This is a genomic window from Amphritea balenae, assembly GCF_003858655.1.
Taxonomy (GTDB): domain Bacteria; phylum Pseudomonadota; class Gammaproteobacteria; order Pseudomonadales; family Balneatricaceae; genus Amphritea; species Amphritea balenae.
On the sequence record NZ_RQXV01000002.1, the window covers coordinates 309255 to 327892 of the forward strand.

The 18638-nt window shown below is 49.0% G+C and carries 19 protein-coding genes; 11 read left to right on the forward strand and 8 right to left on the reverse strand.

Annotated features, from left to right (window positions below):
* Positions 1-133: 133 nt before the first annotated feature.
* The 7 genes from EHS89_RS05640 (at position 134) to EHS89_RS05670 (ending at position 8822) form a co-directional block, all read left to right on the forward strand.
* Positions 134-2974 carry a 2-oxoglutarate dehydrogenase E1 component gene (locus tag EHS89_RS05640; protein WP_124925150.1) on the forward strand — a complete coding sequence of 947 codons (2841 nt, stop codon included), beginning with the start codon at positions 134-136 and terminating at the stop codon, positions 2972-2974.
* Between the two features lie 38 nt (positions 2975-3012).
* Positions 3013-4209: a 2-oxoglutarate dehydrogenase complex dihydrolipoyllysine-residue succinyltransferase gene (gene odhB, locus EHS89_RS05645; protein ID WP_124925151.1), complete on the forward strand. Its 1197-nt coding sequence runs from the start codon at positions 3013-3015 to the stop codon at positions 4207-4209.
* A gap of 39 nt (positions 4210-4248) precedes the next feature.
* Positions 4249-5688 (forward strand): dihydrolipoyl dehydrogenase, encoded by a 1440-nt coding sequence (lpdA, locus tag EHS89_RS05650; protein WP_124925152.1) that lies wholly within the window; start codon positions 4249-4251, stop codon positions 5686-5688.
* Between the two features lie 151 nt (positions 5689-5839).
* A complete protein-coding gene (gene sucC / locus EHS89_RS05655) occupies positions 5840-7006 on the forward strand; it encodes an ADP-forming succinate--CoA ligase subunit beta (RefSeq protein WP_124925153.1) in 1167 nt (388 codons plus the stop codon).
* 2 nt (positions 7007-7008) lie between these two features.
* Positions 7009-7884, forward strand: coding sequence for a succinate--CoA ligase subunit alpha (gene sucD, locus EHS89_RS05660; protein WP_124925154.1), 876 nt, complete (start codon positions 7009-7011; stop codon positions 7882-7884).
* A gap of 154 nt (positions 7885-8038) precedes the next feature.
* Positions 8039-8317 (forward strand): HlyU family transcriptional regulator, encoded by a 279-nt coding sequence (locus tag EHS89_RS05665; protein ID WP_124925155.1) that lies wholly within the window; start codon positions 8039-8041, stop codon positions 8315-8317.
* Positions 8318-8330: 13 nt separating this feature from the next.
* Positions 8331-8822 carry an MOSC domain-containing protein gene (locus tag EHS89_RS05670; protein ID WP_124925156.1) on the forward strand — a complete coding sequence of 164 codons (492 nt, stop codon included), beginning with the start codon at positions 8331-8333 and terminating at the stop codon, positions 8820-8822.
* A 100-nt stretch (positions 8823-8922) separates the two neighbouring features.
* On the opposite strand, the gene EHS89_RS05675 is transcribed toward EHS89_RS05670, so the two are convergent.
* Together EHS89_RS05675 and EHS89_RS05680 are read right to left on the reverse strand one after the other, a co-directional pair.
* Positions 8923-10662, reverse strand: coding sequence for a DEAD/DEAH box helicase (locus EHS89_RS05675; protein ID WP_124925157.1), 1740 nt, complete (start codon positions 10660-10662; stop codon positions 8923-8925).
* A gap of 100 nt (positions 10663-10762) precedes the next feature.
* The gene (locus tag EHS89_RS05680) at positions 10763-11407 is read right to left on the reverse strand and encodes a DUF3047 domain-containing protein (protein ID WP_124925158.1); all 645 of its coding nucleotides are present in this window, start codon (positions 11405-11407) and stop codon (positions 10763-10765) included.
* A 322-nt stretch (positions 11408-11729) separates the two neighbouring features.
* Between EHS89_RS05680 and EHS89_RS05685 the strand changes: the two genes are divergently transcribed.
* On the forward strand, positions 11730-12041 hold the full coding sequence (locus EHS89_RS05685) for an MGMT family protein (protein WP_124925159.1): 312 nt from the start codon (positions 11730-11732) through the stop codon (positions 12039-12041).
* Between the two features lie 161 nt (positions 12042-12202).
* Positions 12203-12661, forward strand: coding sequence for a CopD family protein (locus EHS89_RS05690; protein WP_229753637.1), 459 nt, complete (start codon positions 12203-12205; stop codon positions 12659-12661).
* Between the two features lie 7 nt (positions 12662-12668).
* Here the strand turns inward: EHS89_RS05690 and EHS89_RS05695 are convergent, their stop codons facing one another.
* Genes EHS89_RS05695 through purM form a run of 6 tightly spaced genes read right to left on the reverse strand, consistent with a single transcriptional unit; the run spans position 12669 to position 16236 of the window.
* The gene (locus tag EHS89_RS05695; RefSeq protein ID WP_124925160.1) at positions 12669-13124 is read right to left on the reverse strand and encodes a potassium channel family protein; all 456 of its coding nucleotides are present in this window, start codon (positions 13122-13124) and stop codon (positions 12669-12671) included.
* 24 nt (positions 13125-13148) lie between these two features.
* Positions 13149-13550 (reverse strand): immunity 22 family protein, encoded by a 402-nt coding sequence (locus tag EHS89_RS05700; protein WP_170167420.1) that lies wholly within the window; start codon positions 13548-13550, stop codon positions 13149-13151.
* An 8-nt stretch (positions 13551-13558) separates the two neighbouring features.
* Positions 13559-13816 carry a YfcL family protein gene (locus EHS89_RS05705; RefSeq protein ID WP_124925162.1) on the reverse strand — a complete coding sequence of 86 codons (258 nt, stop codon included), beginning with the start codon at positions 13814-13816 and terminating at the stop codon, positions 13559-13561.
* Entirely contained in the window at positions 13813-14517 is a 705-nt protein-coding gene (locus EHS89_RS05710) for a DUF3108 domain-containing protein (RefSeq protein ID WP_124925163.1), read from the reverse strand. Before EHS89_RS05710 ends, EHS89_RS05705 begins: the two co-directional genes overlap by 4 nt.
* 3 nt (positions 14518-14520) lie before the next feature.
* Positions 14521-15174, reverse strand: a complete 654-nt coding sequence (purN, locus tag EHS89_RS05715) for a phosphoribosylglycinamide formyltransferase (RefSeq protein WP_124925164.1) — start codon at positions 15172-15174, stop codon at positions 14521-14523.
* Between the two features lie 3 nt (positions 15175-15177).
* A complete protein-coding gene (gene purM / locus EHS89_RS05720; RefSeq protein WP_124925165.1) occupies positions 15178-16236 on the reverse strand; it encodes a phosphoribosylformylglycinamidine cyclo-ligase in 1059 nt (352 codons plus the stop codon).
* A 185-nt stretch (positions 16237-16421) separates the two neighbouring features.
* Between purM and EHS89_RS05725 the strand changes: the two genes are divergently transcribed.
* Positions 16422-17498: a DUF2066 domain-containing protein gene (locus tag EHS89_RS05725; protein ID WP_124925166.1), complete on the forward strand. Its 1077-nt coding sequence runs from the start codon at positions 16422-16424 to the stop codon at positions 17496-17498.
* Between the two features lie 37 nt (positions 17499-17535).
* Positions 17536-18588 (forward strand): AI-2E family transporter, encoded by a 1053-nt coding sequence (locus tag EHS89_RS05730; protein WP_124925167.1) that lies wholly within the window; start codon positions 17536-17538, stop codon positions 18586-18588.
* The last annotated feature ends 50 nt before the right edge of the window (positions 18589-18638 follow it).

Below are 18638 nucleotides of genomic sequence, written 5' to 3' on the forward strand. Positions count from 1 at the left end.
CTGTACCTCTATCAGGGTATATACGTCTGAAATAATAACGGTAACTAAACAGGGGACGGCCGGGACCGGCCAGTTGAACAAAACGTGGTGCATTTTGTTCTTCAATAGTACCCCTGAGCCAGGGTGATCAAGAATGCAAGAAGGCATAATGGAGCTGATGTGGAAGAATGCCCATCTTTATGGTGGCAACCTTTCATACATCGAGCAGCTATATGAAACCTATCTGATGGACCCCAACGCTATTCCTCAGGAGTGGCGTGAAGAATTTGATCGACTCCCTAAAGTCGGCGATAACCTGACCCAGGATGTTCCACATTCTACGGTACAGGATCATTTCCTTTATCTGGCAAAAAACCAGCGTCGGGCTTCTCCGGCTGCCGGTGGTAATGTCAGTTCTGAGCATGAAAAAAAGCAGATACGTGTACTGCGAATGATCAATGCTTACCGGGTACGTGGTCACCAGGCGGCGGATATCGATCCGTTGGGCCTGATGGAGCGCGAATCAATTCCGGACCTTGATCCGCATTTTCATGAATTATCTGCAGCAGATTACGATACGACCTTTCAGTTGGGCTCATTGTTCTTCGGTAAAGATGAAGCAACGCTGAAAGAGATTCTTGATGATCTGAAGAAGACCTACTGTACAACAGTCGGTGCTGAGTATATGCATATTGTAGATACTCAGGAAAAACGCTGGATCCAGTCCCGTCTAGAGCCTGTACGTTCTCATCCTGTAGTTGATACAGAGAAGAAAATGATGGTGCTTGAGCGGCTGACCGCAGCGGAAGGCCTTGAGAAATATCTCGGTTCTCGCTTTGCCGGTGCCAAGCGTTTCGGTCTGGAAGGTGGCGAGTCCATGATTGTCTCTCTGAATACTCTGATCCAGCGTGCTGGTAAGCAGGGTGCTCGTGAGGTGGTTATCGGTATGGCCCACCGTGGTCGACTGAATACACTGGTTAATATCTTCGGCAAAAATCCTGCAGAACTGTTTGGTGAATTCGAGGGTAAGAAAACCCTGGAAAGTTCCGGTGATGTTAAATACCACCAGGGCTTCTCATCCAATGTTATGACCGCTGGCGGCGAAGTACATATGGCGATGGCCTTTAACCCATCCCATCTTGAGATTTCTGCACCGGTAGTCGAAGGTTCTGTACGTGCTCGTCAGGATCGTCGTGATGATCCGGTTGGTACTACGGTAGTGCCGGTCAATATTCATGGTGATCAGGCATTTGCAGGTCAGGGCGTGGTAATGGAGACATTTCAGATGTCCCAGACCCGTGCTTATAAGACCGGCGGTACTATCCATCTGGTTATCAATAACCAGGTTGGTTTTACTACCAACAAAAAAGAAGACTCGCGTTCGACTGAATACTGTACTGATATCGCCAAGATGGTGCAGGCGCCGATCTTCCATGTGAATGGCGATGATGCTGAAGCGGTTCGCTTTGTTACTCAGTTGGCGGTCGATTACCGTACTGAGTTCAAGAAGGACGTGGTTATTGATCTGGTTTGTTATCGCCGTCGCGGTCACAACGAAGCAGACGAGCCATCGGGTACTCAGCCGCTGATGTACACGCAGATCAAAGCGCAGAAATCCACCCGTGAGCTATATGCTCAACAGCTGATATCTGAAGGCGTAATTACCGCTGAGCAGAGTAAGCAGATGGAGCAGGATTACCGTAAAGATCTTGAAGACGGTAAGCATGTTACTCACTCGCTGGTTATGGAGCCTAAGCAAGAGTTGTACGTCGACTGGGAACCGTACCTGGGTCATCAGTGGTCATTCGATTGCGATACGTCTGTTGACGGTAAGCTATTGCAGGAGTTGGGTACTAAGATCTGTGAAGTGCCGGAAGGTTTCCAGATGCAGCGTCAGGTGCAGAAGATCTATGATGATCGTAAGCGCATGGCTGTTGGTGCTACGGAGCTTAACTGGGGTATGGCTGAGTCTCTGGCCTATGCTTCGATCCTTGCCGAAGGTTATCCGGTACGGATTACCGGGCAGGATGTTGGTCGTGGTACGTTCTCTCATCGTCATGCAGTATTGCATGATCAGAAGGATGCAACTGTTTACGAGCCGCTTAAAAATATTGCCGATGATCAGCCTGCGCTGACCATGCATGACTCCTTTCTTTCTGAGGAAGCAGTTCTGGCTTTCGAATACGGTTACGCGACGACTATGCCGAATGCGCTGGTTATCTGGGAAGCTCAGTTTGGTGATTTTGCCAACGGCGCTCAGGTTGTAATCGATCAGTTTATCGCCAGTGGTGAACATAAGTGGGCTCGTCTCTGTGGTCTGACTCTGTTGCTGCCGCACGGTTTCGAAGGTCAGGGGCCTGAGCATTCTTCAGCCCGTCTGGAGCGTTTCCTGCAATTGAGTGCTGAGCACAATATTCAGGTATGCGTACCGACAACGCCGGCCCAGATTTTCCATCTGATGCGTCGCCAGGTTGTGCGTCCGCTGCGTAAGCCTCTGGTGGTTATGTCGCCGAAGAGTCTGCTGCGTCATAAGCAGGCTGTATCGACTATCGATGAACTGTCTGAAGGTAGCTTTCAGCCGGTTATCGCCGAGACTGATCAGCTGGATCCTAAGAAGGTTAAGCGTCTGGTGCTGTGTAGCGGTAAGGTCTACTACGATCTTTATAACCGTCGTGCAGAGCTGGAAAAAGATGATGTTGCAGTTATTCGTATTGAGCAGTTGTATCCGTTCCCGGAACAGCAGATGTTTGATGCAATTAAGCAATACACCAACCTTGAATCTGCCGTTTGGTGTCAGGAAGAACCGATGAACCAGGGTGCCTGGTACTGTTCTCAGCACCATATGCGCCATGCGCTGGTTCGTCACAATGACAAGATTCATATGGAAGGTGTGGGTCGTCCGCACGCCGCAGCCCCTGCAGTAGGGTACATATCTGTACACCTCGAGCAGCAGGAAAAGCTGGTTAACGAAGCAATTAATGGCCAACAGGTCTGATACAGACGCCTGTTAGTAGCACTGAGAAAGGAATAAACATGTCAATCGAAATCAAAACGCCGACTTTCCCTGAATCCGTAGCCGACGGTACTGTGGCTACCTGGCACAAGCAGCCAGGTGAGGCTTGTTCTACCGATGAACTGATCGTTGATATTGAAACTGACAAAGTAGTACTTGAAGTCGTTGCGCCAGCTGATGGTGTGATTAAAGAGATCTTTAAAGGTGAAGGCGATACCGTACTGAGTGAAGAAGTGCTGGCGTCTTTTGAAGCGGGTGCTGCTGCGGCGGCCCCTGCCGCTGCAGCGCCGGCTGCTGAAGCCGCTACTGCGGGTGATGCTGATAAAGCAGGTCCTGCTGCACGTAAGCTGATCGAAGAGAATGGTCTGGATGCAAGTCAGATCCCGGGTACTGGTAAGAATGGCGGCATCACTAAAGAAGATGTTGTTAACTTCCTTAAGAGTAAGCCTGCTGCAGCACCTGCCGCACCGGTTAAAGTTGATAACGCTGCTGCATTGAATATTGTTGCTGGTGACCGCGTTGAAAAACGTGTGCCTATGACCCGGCTGCGTGCGACTATCGCTAAACGTCTGGTTGAAGCGCAGCAGACAGCTGCGATGCTGACCACTTATAACGAAGTGAATATGAAGCCGGTTATGGAACTGCGTAAGCAGTACAAAGACCTGTTCGAGAAGACGCATAATGGTACCCGTCTGGGCTTCATGTCTTTCTTCGTTAAAGCGACAACTGAAGCGCTGAAGCGTTTCCCTGCAGTCAATGCCTCTATCGATGGCAATGATATGGTTTATCACGGTTATCAGGATATCGGCGTAGCTGTTTCTACAGCGCGTGGTCTGATGGTACCTGTGCTGCGTGATACCGATGCGATGACGCTGGCAGATGTTGAATCTACTATTGCTGATTTTGGTGCCCGTGGTCGTGACGGTAAGTTGGGTATTGATGATATGCAGGGCGGTACATTTACAATCACTAACGGTGGTGTATTTGGATCCCTGATGTCTACCCCGATTCTTAATCCACCACAGACTGCAATCCTGGGTATGCATAAGATTCAGGAACGTCCAATGGCGGTTAATGGTCAGGTTGAAATCCTGCCAATGATGTATCTGGCGCTTTCATACGACCATCGTATGATTGATGGTAAGGAAGCTGTACAATTCCTCGTGACTATTAAAGACCTTCTGGAAGATCCTGCACGTATGCTGCTGGAAGTCTGAGTCAGTCCCTTACAAAAAAGAATCGATAGGTAGGTAATAATGTCAGATAAATTTGATGTAATCGTAGTTGGTGCGGGCCCTGGTGGCTATGTTGCTGCAATCCGCGCCGCACAGCTGGGTCTGAAAACTGCGTGCGTTGAAAAATGGGTCGATGATAAAGGTGCTGCAGTGCTTGGTGGTACTTGTCTGAACGTGGGTTGTATCCCATCGAAGGCGCTGCTTGAGTCTACACACCAGTTCCACAATGCTCAGCATGCAGATGTGCATGGCATCCAGACCGGCGAAGTGTCAATGGATGTTAAGAAGATGGTTGCCCGTAAGGACAAGATCGTTGGCAACCTGACCATGGGTGTTGCGGGTCTGTTCAAGGCGAATGGCGTTACTCTGCTACAAGGTATGGGTAAGCTGCTGGCTGACAAGCAGGTTCAAGTGACTGCTGCTGATGGTACAGCGACAGTCTATCCTGCTGAAAACGTAATCCTGGCATCCGGTTCTGTGCCGGTTAACATCCCGCCAGCACCGCTGACAGAAGATCTGATCCTGGATAATGAAGGTGCGCTGAACATCTCCGAGACGCCTAAGCGTCTGGGTGTTATAGGTGCCGGTGTTATCGGTCTTGAGATGGGCTCTGTATGGGCGCGTCTGGGTACCGAAGTTACCGTTCTTGAAGCGATGGATGATTTCCTGGCAATGGCGGATAAAGATGTTGCTAAGGAAGCGGCGAAGATCTTTAAGAAGCAGAAGTTGGATGTCAAACTGGGCGCTCTGGTTACCGGTACTGAAGTTGTTGACGGTAAAGAAGTTAAAGTTACCTACAAGGACGCTAAAGGCGAGCAGGAAATCGTTGTCGATAAGCTGATCGTAGCGGTTGGTCGTCGTCCACAGACTCAGGGTCTGCTGGCTGATGATTCTGGCGTTAAGCTGGATGAGCGTGGCTTTATCTTCGTTGATGGTCAGTGTCGTACTGAAGCGCCAGGCGTATACGCTATTGGTGATTCTGTTCGTGGTCCTATGTTGGCGCACAAGGCATCCGAAGAAGGCATTATGGTTGCTGACATTATCGCCGGTCACCATGCGCAGATGAACTACGATGTGATTCCTAGCATTATCTATACTCATCCAGAATTGGCGTGGGTTGGTAAGACTGAGCAAGAACTGAAAGCTGAAGGTGTTGCGATTAAAGTGGGTAAATTCCCATTTGCAGCTTCCGGTCGTGCGATGGCGTCAAACGATACCGACGGTTTCGTTAAGATGATTGCCGATGAGAAGACTGATCGTATTCTGGGTGTTCACATGGTCGGCGGTATCGTATCTGAGCTGATTGCTCAGGCAGCTATCGCGATGGAATTCGGCTCAACCGCTGAAGACCTGCAGCTGACTGTATTTGCGCACCCAACAGTATCTGAAGCGGTGCACGAAGCTGCGCTGGCTGTTGATGGTCATGCTATACATATGGCTAATCGCAAAAAGCGTAAGTAATGAGTTAAAATTTCGACCGGGCACTGCTCGGTCGATTATCGTTGACGGGCAGACTAATACTGCCTGCAACATGTTGGGCTGTAAAAAGATACTCTCTCCATATCGTTTTGCAGAGTCCTCAAAAGTGTGAAAAAAAACGACGGATTAGAGCATGAATCTTCATGAGTACCAGGGCAAGCAACTGTTTGCCGAATATGGTCTGCCGGTTTCTCAAGGAATCGCGGTAGATACCCCGGAAGCTGCTGCTGAAGCGGCTCTGAAAATTGGTGGTGATAAGTGGGTTGTTAAGACTCAGGTTCACGCAGGTGGCCGTGGTAAGGCTGGCGGCGTTAAGCTGATTAACTCTCCTGCTGAAGCATCAGAATTCGCAGCTAACTGGCTGGGAAAAAACCTTGTTACCTATCAGACTGATGCTAATGGTCAGCCTGTTTCAAAAATTTTGGTAGAAGACTGCACTGATATTGCTAATGAGCTGTATCTGGGTGCGGTAGTTGACCGTTCATCTCGTCGTATCGTATTTATGGCATCCACCGAAGGTGGTGTTGAGATTGAGACTGTTGCGGAAGAAACACCAGAAAAAATCCTGAAAGCGACTGTTGATCCGCTGACCGGTGCGCAGCCTTACCAGGGTCGTGAGCTGGCGTTCAAGCTGGGTCTGGAAGGTGTTCAGATTAAGCAGTTCACACAGATCTTTATGGGTCTGGCGAAAATGTTCCAGGAAAAAGACCTGGCGCTGCTTGAAATTAACCCGCTGGTTATTACTGAAGAAGGTAACCTGCACTGTCTGGACGCTAAAGTAGCGATCGATGGCAATGCTGTTTACCGTCATAAAGATCTTCAGGCTATGCAGGATCCATCTCAGGAAGATGAGCGTGAAGCTCGTGCAGCTGAGTGGGAACTGAACTATGTAGCGCTGGATGGCAGCATCGGCTGCATGGTTAACGGTGCAGGCCTGGCAATGGGTACGATGGATATCGTTTCTTTGCACGGTGGCTTCCCGGCTAACTTCCTGGACGTTGGCGGCGGCGCGACTAAAGAGCGTGTAACCGAAGCGTTCAAGATCATTCTTGAAGATACAAAAGTTAAAGCAGTTCTGGTTAACATCTTCGGTGGTATCGTACGTTGTGACCTTATTGCTGAAGGTATCATCGGTGCAGTTAAAGAAGTAGGCGTAGAAGTTCCTGTTGTAGTACGTCTGGAAGGTAACAATGCAGAGCTGGGTTCTCAGCTACTGTCTGAGTCTGGTCTGGATATCATTGCAGCTACCAGCCTGACTGATGCTGCCGAGCAGGCAGTTAAAGCAGCGGAGGGTAAATAATAATGTCCGTTCTGATTAATAAAGACACCAAAGTAATCTGTCAGGGTTTCACTGGTGGTCAGGGTACCTTCCACTCTGAGCAAGCTATTGCATATGGCACTAAAATGGTTGGTGGTGTAACGCCAGGCAAGGGTGGTTCCGAGCACCTGGGCTTGCCGGTATTCAACACTGTTGCAGAAGCTGTTGCTGAAACCGGTGCTGAAGCATCCGTTATCTACGTGCCTGCACCATTCTGTAAGGATTCTATCCTGGAAGCTGCAAACGGCGGTATCAAGCTGATCGTATGTATCACTGAGCACATTCCGGTTATGGATATGCTTGAGTGTAAAGTTAAGTGTGACGAGCTGGGCGTACGCCTGATCGGACCTAACTGTCCGGGTGTTATCACTCCAGGTGAGTGTAAGATCGGCATCATGCCTGGTCATATCCACCTGCCAGGTAAAGTAGGTATCGTATCTCGTTCCGGTACGCTGACGTATGAAGCTGTTAAGCAGACTACGGATGCTGGTTTCGGTCAGTCTACCTGTGTTGGTATCGGTGGCGACCCGATCCCTGGTTCTAACTTCATCGACATTCTGGAATTGTTCCAGAACGATCCGCAGACTGAGGCGATCGTTATGATCGGTGAGATCGGTGGTTCTGCTGAAGAAGAAGCGGCTGAGTTCATCAAGGCTAATGTAACTAAGCCTGTTGTATCTTACATTGCTGGTGTGACTGCTCCGGCTGGTAAGCGTATGGGTCATGCTGGCGCGATCATCTCCGGTGGTAAGGGTACTGCAGACGAGAAGTTTGCTGCTCTGGAAGCTGCTGGCGTTAAGACTGTTCGCTCTCTGGCTCAGATTGCTGACGGCCTGCGCGAAGTAACTGGCTGGGAATAATCGTAAAGCGATTATTCAGGGTGCCAGCTGCGCTTTAGTCGCTTGCTGGTAGTCAGATTAAAAAAACCGCCTTTTGGCGGTTTTTTTGTGTCTGTTGATTGAGTGTTCTATGCAGCTGGGGTTATGCTGTTGTTAATGTATTTAAGGAATAGTTATGAGTTTTTTATCGTCTATCAAATCAATTTTTTCTGCCGCCGAGCCTGAGTCTAAAGAGCCGCAAGCGATGGCTTCGGTCGAATATAATGGCTTTACCATTACGCCGGCGCCAGCATCTGAGGGTAGTGGTTTCAGAATTAATGGCACTATTACCAAAGGTGAGCTTAGTCATACTTTTATCCGGGCGGATACGCTGCCTTCAACCCAGATGTGTGCCGATGAGATGGTGCGTAAGGCGAAGCAGATGATTGACCAGCAGGGCGACAGGATCTTCTGATCCTCTACGGTTTATGACTCAGAAGCAGTTGTTCTCGCGGTACCTGAGTGATCTTAAGCCTGGTGTGCTTGAGTGGATAGGCCTGCGTCCCGGTCGTAAGCTTGAAATGGTTCCGGTTAAGTCTGTTGAAGCGCTGCAGGGATTAGGTCTGGAGGGTGATCACCGTTGCAGCAAGGCGCCAGGCTCAGCCCGACAGGTAACAATTATATCGGCGGAATTTATCCGTCTGATTGAGATCTATGCTGGTCATGACTCTATAGATCCCGGACTATTGCGGCGCAATCTTGTTGTTTCCGGCATTAACCTTAACGCATTGCGTCATCAGCAATTCAGAATCGGTGGTGCGGTGTTTGAGGCAACGGCTTTATGTCACCCCTGTTCGCGTATGGATCAGGCGTTAGGGCCGGGTGGGGCGGCTGCTATGCTGGGTTATGGTGGTTTGTGTGCCCGAGTAGTAGGGTCAGGGGTGATTAAGATAGGTGATCGGCTGGTGCCGGTGTATTAATAGGCTTGATATGCTTTTCTGGCCTTTAGCGAGGCGTAAAAAAAGAGCGCTATAGGCGCTCTTTTTTGGTGCTGTTTCTAGTAAAGACTAGTAGCAGTAATTAATCACGACGCGGCTTGCGTGGAGCGCCGCGGTCGTTTCCGCCACGGGCTCTGCCTTTGCCTTTGTACTCACCACGAGGTTTGCGGCTAGGTGGGCGAGCCACTTCACCTTCCATCAGGGTGATGTTGGTTTTCTTGCGGCAGATCTGAACATCTTTCAGGTGTTTCAGCATGTCGTCTGGCATGCCTTTAGGCAGCTGAACGGTGCTGTATTCGTCGTGTAAACGAATATCGCCGATATGGCGGCTGTTGATGTCCGCTTCGTTAGCGATAGCGCCAACAATGTTCTTAACCTGCACGCCATCGTTACGACCAACATCCAGGCGATATACGTCAAGGTCGGCATAGTTTATACGCTCGCGCTTTCCGCCTCGGTCGCTGTCACGATCTTCGCGTTCGCGGCGAGGGCGTGGTTCTGGCTCGGGTGGCAGAATAAGAGGCTTCTCTTTCTGTGCCATGTAAAGCAGGGCGGATGCCAGATCCTGGGTTTCCAGTTCGGTGTCAACAGCCAGCTGGTCAACCAGTTCGCGGTACACGCTCATATCTTCATTATTGAAGATAGTGGAGATCTGTTCGCGGAAGGATTCCAGACGACGGTTTTGAACCAGGTCACGGGAAGGCAGATCCATCTGTTTGATTGGCTGGCGGGTCGCGCGTTCGATCTGTTTCAGTAGGCGGCGTTCGCGTGGTGCAACGAACAGGATGGCTTTACCATCACGACCGGCACGGCCAGTACGACCGATACGGTGTACGTAAGCTTCGGTGTCGTAAGGAATATCATAGTTTACTACCAGGCCAACACGTTCTACGTCCAGGCCGCGAGCCGCAACATCGGTTGCAACCAGGATGTCCAGCTTGGCATCTTTCAGGCGCTGTACGGTGCGTTCACGCAGTTGCTGGTTCATGTCGCCGTTTAGTGCTGCAGCGGCATAACCGCGAGCTTCCAGCTTTTCTGCTAGCTCAGTAGTTGCTGTCTTGGTGCGGGCAAAGATAATAATGCCGCCGAAATCTTCTGTTTCAAGAATTCGTACCAGGGCATCAAGTTTATTGGTACCGGAAACGATCCAGCATTTCTGCTCGATGTTTTCCATAGTCGCAGTTTTGGAAGCAATTTTTACTTCCTGCGGATCACGCATGTATCGCTTGGTAATACGGCGGATCTGTTCCGGCATAGTGGCGGAGAACAGTGCGGTCTGACGTTCTGCAGGAGTTTTAGCCATGATGGTTTCAACATCATCGATGAAGCCCATGCGTAGCATTTCATCGGCTTCGTCCAGTACCATTGCTTTAAGCTCATCTAGCTTAAGAGTACCGCGATCAAGGTGATCCATTACCCGGCCTGGTGTGCCGACAACAACGTGTGGTCCGCGACGCAGTTGCTTAAGCTGTAAGCTGTAGCTCTGACCGCCGTAGATCGGCAGTACGTGGAAGCCTGGAATATGACGGGCATAAGCCTGAAACGCTTCAGCTACCTGAACAGCAAGCTCACGGGTAGGTGCCAGCACCAGTACCTGAGGCTTGTTATTTTTCAGGTCGATACGGCTAAGCAGAGGTAATGCGAAAGCAGCGGTTTTACCGGTACCTGTCTGGGCCATACCCAGTACATCCTGTCCATTCAGCAGTAGCGGAATACAGGCCGCCTGAATCGGCGAAGGGGTTTCGTAGCCCAGCTCTGTAATTGACTTTAGAACGGAAGAGGGAAGTTCAAGGTCGCTGAACGCGACTTGGGTATCTGACATATCTGATGGCACCGGCAGGATTTTAGAAACGCGGAATTATACGCCTATTGTCGTATAAATGCCCGCTTTTTATTGTGTTGCTGCCAATATATATGGAATCTTAGTATTTGAGGCTGATATCGCCGTACCAGCTAAGGAATTGGCTACCGCTGTTATCGCTATCAGTCATCACAGCAATGGCTTCAATTTCGTTGTATTTTTTGCCAAAGGCGGTAAACAGGTCTTTATGTAGCAATCGCTGATGAGATTGCCAGGTGTTGGTTTTTTCTGGACCGCTGTTGACTGCCCACATAACCGCTCGATCGGTAAAAGGGTTGTTCCAGCGATTCCCGACTGGTTGATTATTTGACCAAACGTAGACCAGGGTTCTCTTCTGCCAGAAGAATGGACCCTCGGAAACCACAATATAAACTCTGGCAGGAAAATCATCCCCGGTTTTTGTTGTTTCGTTCAGTTGCGGTGAGATGCCTGATACTTTCCATCGCCAACTGAGCATAGAGTCAGGTTTCAGTTTTAATTTTTTCTTAAAAAATAAGCCTGACGCGCTATTGTTTGATTTTGCTTCAAGTATCTGGATTTGGTTTTCCAGGATCAGTTTGTAGGATGTCTTGCCTTGAAACTCTTCTGTTTGCCAGAGGTGTAGTGATTTCTGATTGAAGCCTGGGATAGCGTTAGCGCTGAGATTGGTCGATGCTAATGCATAAAGAAGAGTGATTGAGATAGTTGTAGCTATATGCATTTTCATTTTTCACTTTACTGATCAGATAATCGTCTATAATGAAGTTACGTTTTAGATCAGTGTATCAGAGTTTTATTGCCCATTTCCCCTTCTGGCAGAACTCTGTTTTGATCGTCTGCCAGTACCTGCCCAGCGAGTGCAGTTATGGCAGGAAGCACTGGTCCTTAACTACGAGCGGAAAGAACTGTTGTGGCTTTCCCCTTGCTTACGACGGTTGTTCATCGTATTAATCTTCGCTCAACAAGGGGCCTGGTTTTCCAGGCCCCTTTCTGGTTTGATTCTGGCTAATGTCTTATAGTGCAGTCTGTTGATTTAAAGTGGTTTAGTTATGAATAACAATCCCCAGTATGAGGTGATATGGCAGATCGTGGCTGCAATACCGCAAGGCAAGGTTGCAACCTATGGCCAGGTAGCGGAGTTAGCTGGATTGCCGAGAGGTGCCCGTATGGTCGGGAGATGTCTCAGTCAGTTACCCCGGGATAGTAAATTGCCCTGGTTCAGGGTAGTAAATGCCAGTGGGCGTATCTCTTTACCCGAGGGTAGTGAGGGGTATGTGAAGCAGCTCGGTTGTCTGCAAGAAGAGGGTGTTGCAGTGGTTAATGGTAAAATACGGCTATCGGTATTTCGTTGGCAGCTATAGTTATCGCTCATATAAGAGATGTGTTGCTATCAGTGCTTTTGATAACAGTGTTTTTTGATAGCAGGCTTTTTTAATAAAAGTAGTTATCGGTGAAAGTGCTTATTAAGCATGGCGCTTTGTCGGTGTAATTAATTTTTTATGCTAAAGAATGGAGTTCAGGAATGGTGGGATTATTACTCGCGTTGCATATGTTGGCTGCAGTTGTTTGGGTTGGTGGGATGTTTTTTGCTTATAACTGTTTACGCCCTGTAGCGGCGCAGGTGCTTGAACCGCCTTTTAGGTTGCAGCTCTGGTCGGGTAGTTTTGTGCGCTTTTTTCGATGGGTGTGGTTGGCGGTAATTCTGCTGCTAGTGACAGGGCACGGGATGATTGCAATGCTGGGTGGAATGGCTGCTGTTGGGGTTCATGTCCATCTGATGATGGGGGCGGGTTATCTGATGGTGCTGTTGTATTGCTATCTTTATTTTCGTCCTTACTTACTGCTGAATCAATATGTAGATCAGCAGCGCTGGTCAGATGCGGCACCTCAGCTAAACCGCATTCGACAGATTGTTGCAGTGAATCTTGGTTTGGGATTGCTGGTTGTTATAGTGGCTAGTGGTGGGCGTTTTTGGTTATAGAAAACTATTAGCGATTGTTTTGCTCCAATCGTGCAATCAGGGTGTCGAGCTTTTTTTCCAGCTCTTTATTGTGGTTGAGGATCGCTTCATTCTGACGCCTTAGTTCGCGATTGCGAACATTTGTATCGGCAAATCCAACCAGTTTGCTGGCGATCTGAGCGCCGATGAAACCGACAATGCCAACGCCGATATAAAACATCAGCGCGACAATGATCCGGCCGCCCTGAGTAACGGGATAAAAATCGCCAAATCCGATGGTGCTGGCGCTCATTTGTAAGGCCCAGAATGCATCCGCATAGTTGGTGATATTTGCCTCTGGGCTGGCTTGTTCCAGCCAGACCAGTGGGTAGGACAGTATTGCAATGATGCTGTACAACAGTACTACAGCGATCAGGCCGAGAAATAGTGTACGGTAATTACGAACATTATATTCATCTGTGGTATAGATAAGCCGTTTTGGCATCGTGCCGATCCCTGTTGTTTCTGGTTATATCTCGGTAATGCTGCCGGCGGTCATCGAATAAGGAAATGCACCGACAAACTTGACGTACTCATCTTCAAAGATCTTGCTTTTCTTTGGTCGGTATTCGTAATCAAAAAGTAAAATCAGCCAGCTTATTTTCTTGTCACCCAGCTTTTCAATCTTGTTTTTTATCGCTTCGCCGTATGAGTATGAGTATGAGCAGGGGCCAATTATATCAATAACAGGTAGTGAGTTTTTTTCTGCGCCGTTAGTTTCCATATTTTCAGGATCATATTCTGGAATCAGAAAGTTTCTGGCCCACTGGTCCAGTCCATTTTCATCTTCTTCAAAGTAGCTGTCCGGAATGCTGGCGTAGTCAACGGTGGAGTACCAGGCGGATACAACGCCCTCTTTTTCAAAGTTCATGATCTGCTTTATCCGCTTAATTGTTGCCATAATTTTCGAATATCGGCGATATCCTGAGTACTTAATTTATCAGTCTTAAATGCGCTGTTAAGACTCTGCTCTACATTGTTTTCGAACTCGGCTTTGCTACTGCCCTGTTCAGCGCTGACCAGGCTTATGTGGCCCAGCAGGTAGCTACAGAGGAATAGCTGTTCCGGTTCTGAGTTAGCTTCGAGTTCGATCAGTTGATTGTAAACAGAGTCGGCATGTTGCTGGTATAAGCTCATGGGGCTTCCGTCATTTTCAGTTCATCTATTAACAGGCTGTACTCTTTACCGTTCTTTTCCACCTGTTGAAGCTTTACAACTATATAGTCGAGCTCAGGGGCGCACCAGATATAGCTCTGGCGTTTGCTGTCAGGGCCACGGTCCCGCTGGATCTTGACTGCATTGAAAGAGCCAAGGGGGGTGGCTATCGGCTCTGTACCCAGCCGAATAAAACGATAGGTTTTCAGTCGTCCGCCGTCAGCGACTTCGTAAACGAACTGCTCTTTGTTGGCGAGCAGGTCCTGCCTTAGTTGTACCTGGTAAGTGAGGCTGTCCAGTGCGCCTTTTGGTACATCCATAGTCCAGGGTTTGCCTTTAATATCATTCAGCACTGTACCGGTGCTCCAGTTGAACTGGAGTACTGCGTCTTTGCTGCTGCCTATTACTTTGCGGTGATATTCATAGCGCTGAGGTTCAATCAGGTCGTTGTTAATTTTGAACTGCGTAAATTCATTAATGCTGGCAAACAGTGCTTTGGCATTCATTGACAGAACCCACTGATCACCGTTTTTGCGGAGTTCACGTACGGCTTTGCCAGAAAATGAAAACCCCAGATCGAACTGGGCTTTGTAGGTTGCCTGGTAGGGTTTAAGGCCCTCTGCTGCTTGTCCGGGTAGGGCAAACAGCATGAGTAGAGCGGTAAGCAGTGCGCTAAATCGCATCGGTTACTCCTGAATAAATTGATATCCTTCAGGAGGGAGGGTAGTGCCATCCAGCTGAATCTGTCCTGAAGCTGTATGCATCAGGCGTTCAGCGCAGAACCATTCAACAGCAAGCGGATAGATCTTGTGTTCACTACCATGGATGCGTTGTTGTAGGCTGTCTGCTGTGTCATTTTCCTGAATATCGATAGGGGCCTGTATAGCAAGGGGGCCGCCATCCAGTTCTTCAGTAACAAAATGAACGGTGCAGCCGTGCAGGCTATCACCGGCATCCAGAGCGCGTTGATGGGTATTAAGGCCTTTGTACTTAGGCAGCAGTGAAGGGTGGATGTTAAACATTCGCCCTTCATAATGCCGTACAAAACCCGGCGTCAGGATCCGCATAAAGCCCGCCAGAACAATCAGATCGGGTTGGTGGGCATCGATCGCTTCAATCATTGCCGCATCAAAGCCTTCGCGATCATCAAATTCTTTATGATTAATGATGATCTGCGGAATACCGGCTGCTTCAGCCCGTTTCAGGCCAAAGATATCTGCTTTGTTACTCAGAACTGCAGAGATGCGGCCATTGATCTGGCCGCTCCCGATAGCATCGATGATCGCCTGCAGATTAGAACCGCTGCCAGAGATCAGTACAACAATGCTTTTTTCAGTCATTGATCAGGACTCCAGGCCGCTCAGATCAACCTGCTCTTCTCCCGCATCGGCAGCAGCAATCTGGCCGATAACCCAAGGCTCTTCACCGGCTGCTTTCAGGATAGAAAGCGCTTCGTCGGTTTTGTCTTGTGGTACGCAAACAACCATACCAACGCCGCAGTTCAGGGTGCGGTACATCTCACGATCTTCAACGTTGCCCAGTTTTTGAATCCAGCGGAAAACTTCAGGCATTTTCCATGAATTAATATCGATAACCGCTTTAGCGTTATCCGGTAGTACCCGTGGGATATTTTCCAGCAGGCCGCCACCGGTGATGTGAGACAAAGCGTTAACCTGACTGTTCTTGATTAGCTCAAGCAGAGGCTTAACATAGATGCGGGTTGGCTCCATCAGAGCTTCGGTCATCGGTTTGCCGTCGATCTCTTCGTTCAGGTCCGCGCCACGAACTTCAATGATTTTACGAATCAGGGAGTAACCATTGGAATGCGGGCCGGAAGATGGCAGGCCAATAATAGAATCGCCGACTGCTACCTTAGAGCCATCGATGATGTCGGCTTTTTCTACGATACCAACACAGAAACCTGCCAGGTCGTAGTCTTCACCTTCATACATGCCCGGCATTTCTGCCGTTTCACCACCAACCAGGGCCGCACCAGCCAGTTCGCAGCCAGCACCAATGCCAGTTACTACATCGGCTGCAACGTCGATGTTCAGTTTTCCGGTCGCGTAGTAGTCCAAAAAGCAAAGCGGCTCTGCGCCGGCTACGACCAGGTCGTTGACACACATAGCGACCAGATCGATGCCGATAGTGTCATGCTTGTTCAGGTCCATTGCCAGGCGTAGCTTAGTGCCCACACCATCAGTACCGGTAACCAGCACAGGTTGCTTGTAACCAGCAGGGATTTCACACAGGGCGCCAAAGCCTCCCAGGCCACCCATTACTTCAGGACGAGCGGTGCGTTTAGCAACGCCTTTGATACGGTCAACCAGTGCGTTACCTGCGTCGATATCAACGCCGGCGTCTTTATAGCTGATAGAGGTATTAGTGTCAGATGCAGACATATATGTGTGAACCAAGGTTATTAGTGTAAAAATTTGCGCGTATTCTATCAGGTTGCTGGTGAGGCGGCTATTGTGTGTTAAAGTTTATGCCGCTTTTAAGGGATACTTTTTTATGCCTGTGGCCTGAGCAGTCTAATTGACCTGCTTTGGACAGGGTTAAGGAATTTTAAGGTAACAAATTCATCATGATGCGTTCGATTAAAAATACACTGCTAACGTTGGTTCTGATGAGCCTGTTTGCAACTGTTCAGGCGGCAACGATTAAAGGTTTATATAGCGTTGAATTATTGGTGCCTGAACAGTTAAATCAACCCGCTACTGAACAGTTAAAAGAGGGGCTGCAAGGGGTGCTGATTAAGGTCTCCGGTCGTAGTGCGGTAGTGAATAAACCTGCTGTCGTACTGGCGTTGCGTTCGCCAGCTACGTTACTACAGCAGTTTCGTTACCAGTCTACCCAGATTCCTGTTGCCGCAGGTGATGGTCGGGAGGTACTTGGACAACGTCTGATTCTGGATTTTGATCCGGTGTTGATTGATCAGTTGTTGACGCAAGCGGGAATGAAAGCAATTGGTCATGCCCGTCCCTCTTTAATGGTATGGCTGGCAGATCAGCGTGGCGGCGCTGCCCGGGATTTTGTTGCACCAGAAAGCCAGATATATTCCCAGCTTGCTCTGCTGGCGAGGCAGCGGGGTTTACCTCTTGATGTACCGTTATTAGACCTGACCGATCAGGGGGGGATGGATGTGAGTGATCTGTGGGGATTCTTTCGTCCGCAGATTGAGCAAGCGTCAGCCCGCTATCAGCCGGATGCAGTTTTGGTTGGCAGATTATTGCAACGTTCGAACGGCGGTTGGCATACCGAATGGCTGTTATTAAAAGATGGCCAGTCCCGAACATTTGAACCTTCTGGTGCTTTATCGTTACAGCTGAAATCTGTATTAGATGACAGTGCTGACTTTGTCTTGTCTTCACTGGGCGCGTCCCGTTTTAGCTACGTGGAGAGTGGGTTGCAGCTCGAGGTGGCTAATGTTGATGATATTGCTGATTATCTTCAGTTATTAGAATACCTGCGTCAGTTGCCTCCGGTTGAAAAGGTCCGGGTAAGTGGTGTTGATGCTGACCACATTATGTTTCGGGTTGAATTGGAAGGAGGCAGTCAGGCGCTTGAACAAGCGACTCGTCTGAATCCCCGTATGGCGCCGATGTCTCGTATTACTGCGCAAGCGGAAGATACAGTTTTATTATATCGTTGGCAGGAATGAACTTCACACCTGACGAGGCCGCTGAAAGGGAATTAATATGAGTGATTCACAACGCTGGTTTTTTCTGATTGTTACGCTAATACTGGCGTTCTTGCTGTATTTACTGCAGCCAATTCTTTCTCCCTTCATTGTTGCGGCATTACTGGCGTATCTGTCTGACCCATTGGCTGATCGCCTGGAAGCCAGGGGGCTTAGTCGGACTTTGTCTGTCGTGGTGGTGTTTTCGGTCATGACTTCAGTATTGTTACTACTGGTCATCTGGCTGATACCTAAGCTTGGGCATCAGATTCAGGTGATGGTGAAGCTGATTCCCGCAGTTCTGACAATGATTGAGACTGTTTGGATTCCCTGGATTAAGGCAAACACAGGTGTTTCGCTGGCAGATTTTGACTGGCAGAGCGTTCGTCAGTTAATGACCGGTCACTGGCAGCAAACCGGTAATATAGTTAAAGACCTGTTTAGTAGTGTTTCACAGTCCGGTATGGCACTGGCTGCCTGGTTAGCCAATCTGGTGCTGATCCCGGTGGTTATGTTTTATCTGTTACGTGACTGGGATGTGATGATGGATAAAATCGGTCACCTGCTGCCTCGTAATGTTGAACCTAAGGTAAAGCTCTGGGCCAGAGAGTGCGACGAAGTGCTGGGTGCTTTTATCAAAGGTCAGTTACTGGTGATGTTTGCGCTGGGTGTTATTTATTCGTTGGGGCTATGGGCGATAGGGCTGGATCTGGCATTGTTAGTCGGTATGATTGCCGGATTAGCCAGTATAGTGCCCTACATGGGGTTCTTTGTTGGTATTATTGCCGCGGCTGTAGCTGCGATGTTGCAGTTTAATGATGTCACTGCACTGGCCTGGGTTGGCTTAGTGTTTGCGATAGGTCAGGCGCTTGAGGGAATGGTGTTAACGCCATTGTTGGTCGGTGATCGCATTGGCCTGCACCCGGTTGCCGTGATCTTCGCCATCATGGCAGGAGGGCAGTTATTTGGTTTTGTTGGAATTTTGATTGCACTTCCTGTAGCGGCCGTTATTATGGTGCTCCTTCGTCACCTGCATCAGGGATATAAAAGCAGTAGGTTGTATGATTGCTGAGCAGGGGGATGCAATGGAAATGTATATATATGGAGCATTCAGCTCCGGTC

Coding starts and splice junctions, on each gene's coding strand:
- EHS89_RS05640 (WP_124925150.1), top strand. CDS start 134: ATGCAAGAAGGCATAATGGAGCTGATGTGGAAGAATGCCCATCTTTAT.
- odhB (WP_124925151.1), top strand. CDS start 3,013: ATGTCAATCGAAATCAAAACGCCGACTTTCCCTGAATCCGTAGCCGAC.
- lpdA (WP_124925152.1), top strand. CDS start 4,249: ATGTCAGATAAATTTGATGTAATCGTAGTTGGTGCGGGCCCTGGTGGC.
- sucC (WP_124925153.1), top strand. CDS start 5,840: ATGAATCTTCATGAGTACCAGGGCAAGCAACTGTTTGCCGAATATGGT.
- sucD (WP_124925154.1), top strand. CDS start 7,009: ATGTCCGTTCTGATTAATAAAGACACCAAAGTAATCTGTCAGGGTTTC.
- EHS89_RS05665 (WP_124925155.1), top strand. CDS start 8,039: ATGAGTTTTTTATCGTCTATCAAATCAATTTTTTCTGCCGCCGAGCCT.
- EHS89_RS05670 (WP_124925156.1), top strand. CDS start 8,331: ATGACTCAGAAGCAGTTGTTCTCGCGGTACCTGAGTGATCTTAAGCCT.
- EHS89_RS05675 (WP_124925157.1), bottom strand. CDS start 10,662: ATGTCAGATACCCAAGTCGCGTTCAGCGACCTTGAACTTCCCTCTTCC.
- EHS89_RS05680 (WP_124925158.1), bottom strand. CDS start 11,407: ATGAAAATGCATATAGCTACAACTATCTCAATCACTCTTCTTTATGCA.
- EHS89_RS05685 (WP_124925159.1), top strand. CDS start 11,730: ATGAATAACAATCCCCAGTATGAGGTGATATGGCAGATCGTGGCTGCA.
- EHS89_RS05690 (WP_229753637.1), top strand. CDS start 12,203: ATGGTGGGATTATTACTCGCGTTGCATATGTTGGCTGCAGTTGTTTGG.
- EHS89_RS05695 (WP_124925160.1), bottom strand. CDS start 13,124: ATGCCAAAACGGCTTATCTATACCACAGATGAATATAATGTTCGTAAT.
- EHS89_RS05700 (WP_170167420.1), bottom strand. CDS start 13,550: ATGAACTTTGAAAAAGAGGGCGTTGTATCCGCCTGGTACTCCACCGTT.
- EHS89_RS05705 (WP_124925162.1), bottom strand. CDS start 13,816: ATGAGCTTATACCAGCAACATGCCGACTCTGTTTACAATCAACTGATC.
- EHS89_RS05710 (WP_124925163.1), bottom strand. CDS start 14,517: ATGCGATTTAGCGCACTGCTTACCGCTCTACTCATGCTGTTTGCCCTA.
- purN (WP_124925164.1), bottom strand. CDS start 15,174: ATGACTGAAAAAAGCATTGTTGTACTGATCTCTGGCAGCGGTTCTAAT.
- purM (WP_124925165.1), bottom strand. CDS start 16,236: ATGTCTGCATCTGACACTAATACCTCTATCAGCTATAAAGACGCCGGC.
- EHS89_RS05725 (WP_124925166.1), top strand. CDS start 16,422: ATGATGCGTTCGATTAAAAATACACTGCTAACGTTGGTTCTGATGAGC.
- EHS89_RS05730 (WP_124925167.1), top strand. CDS start 17,536: ATGAGTGATTCACAACGCTGGTTTTTTCTGATTGTTACGCTAATACTG.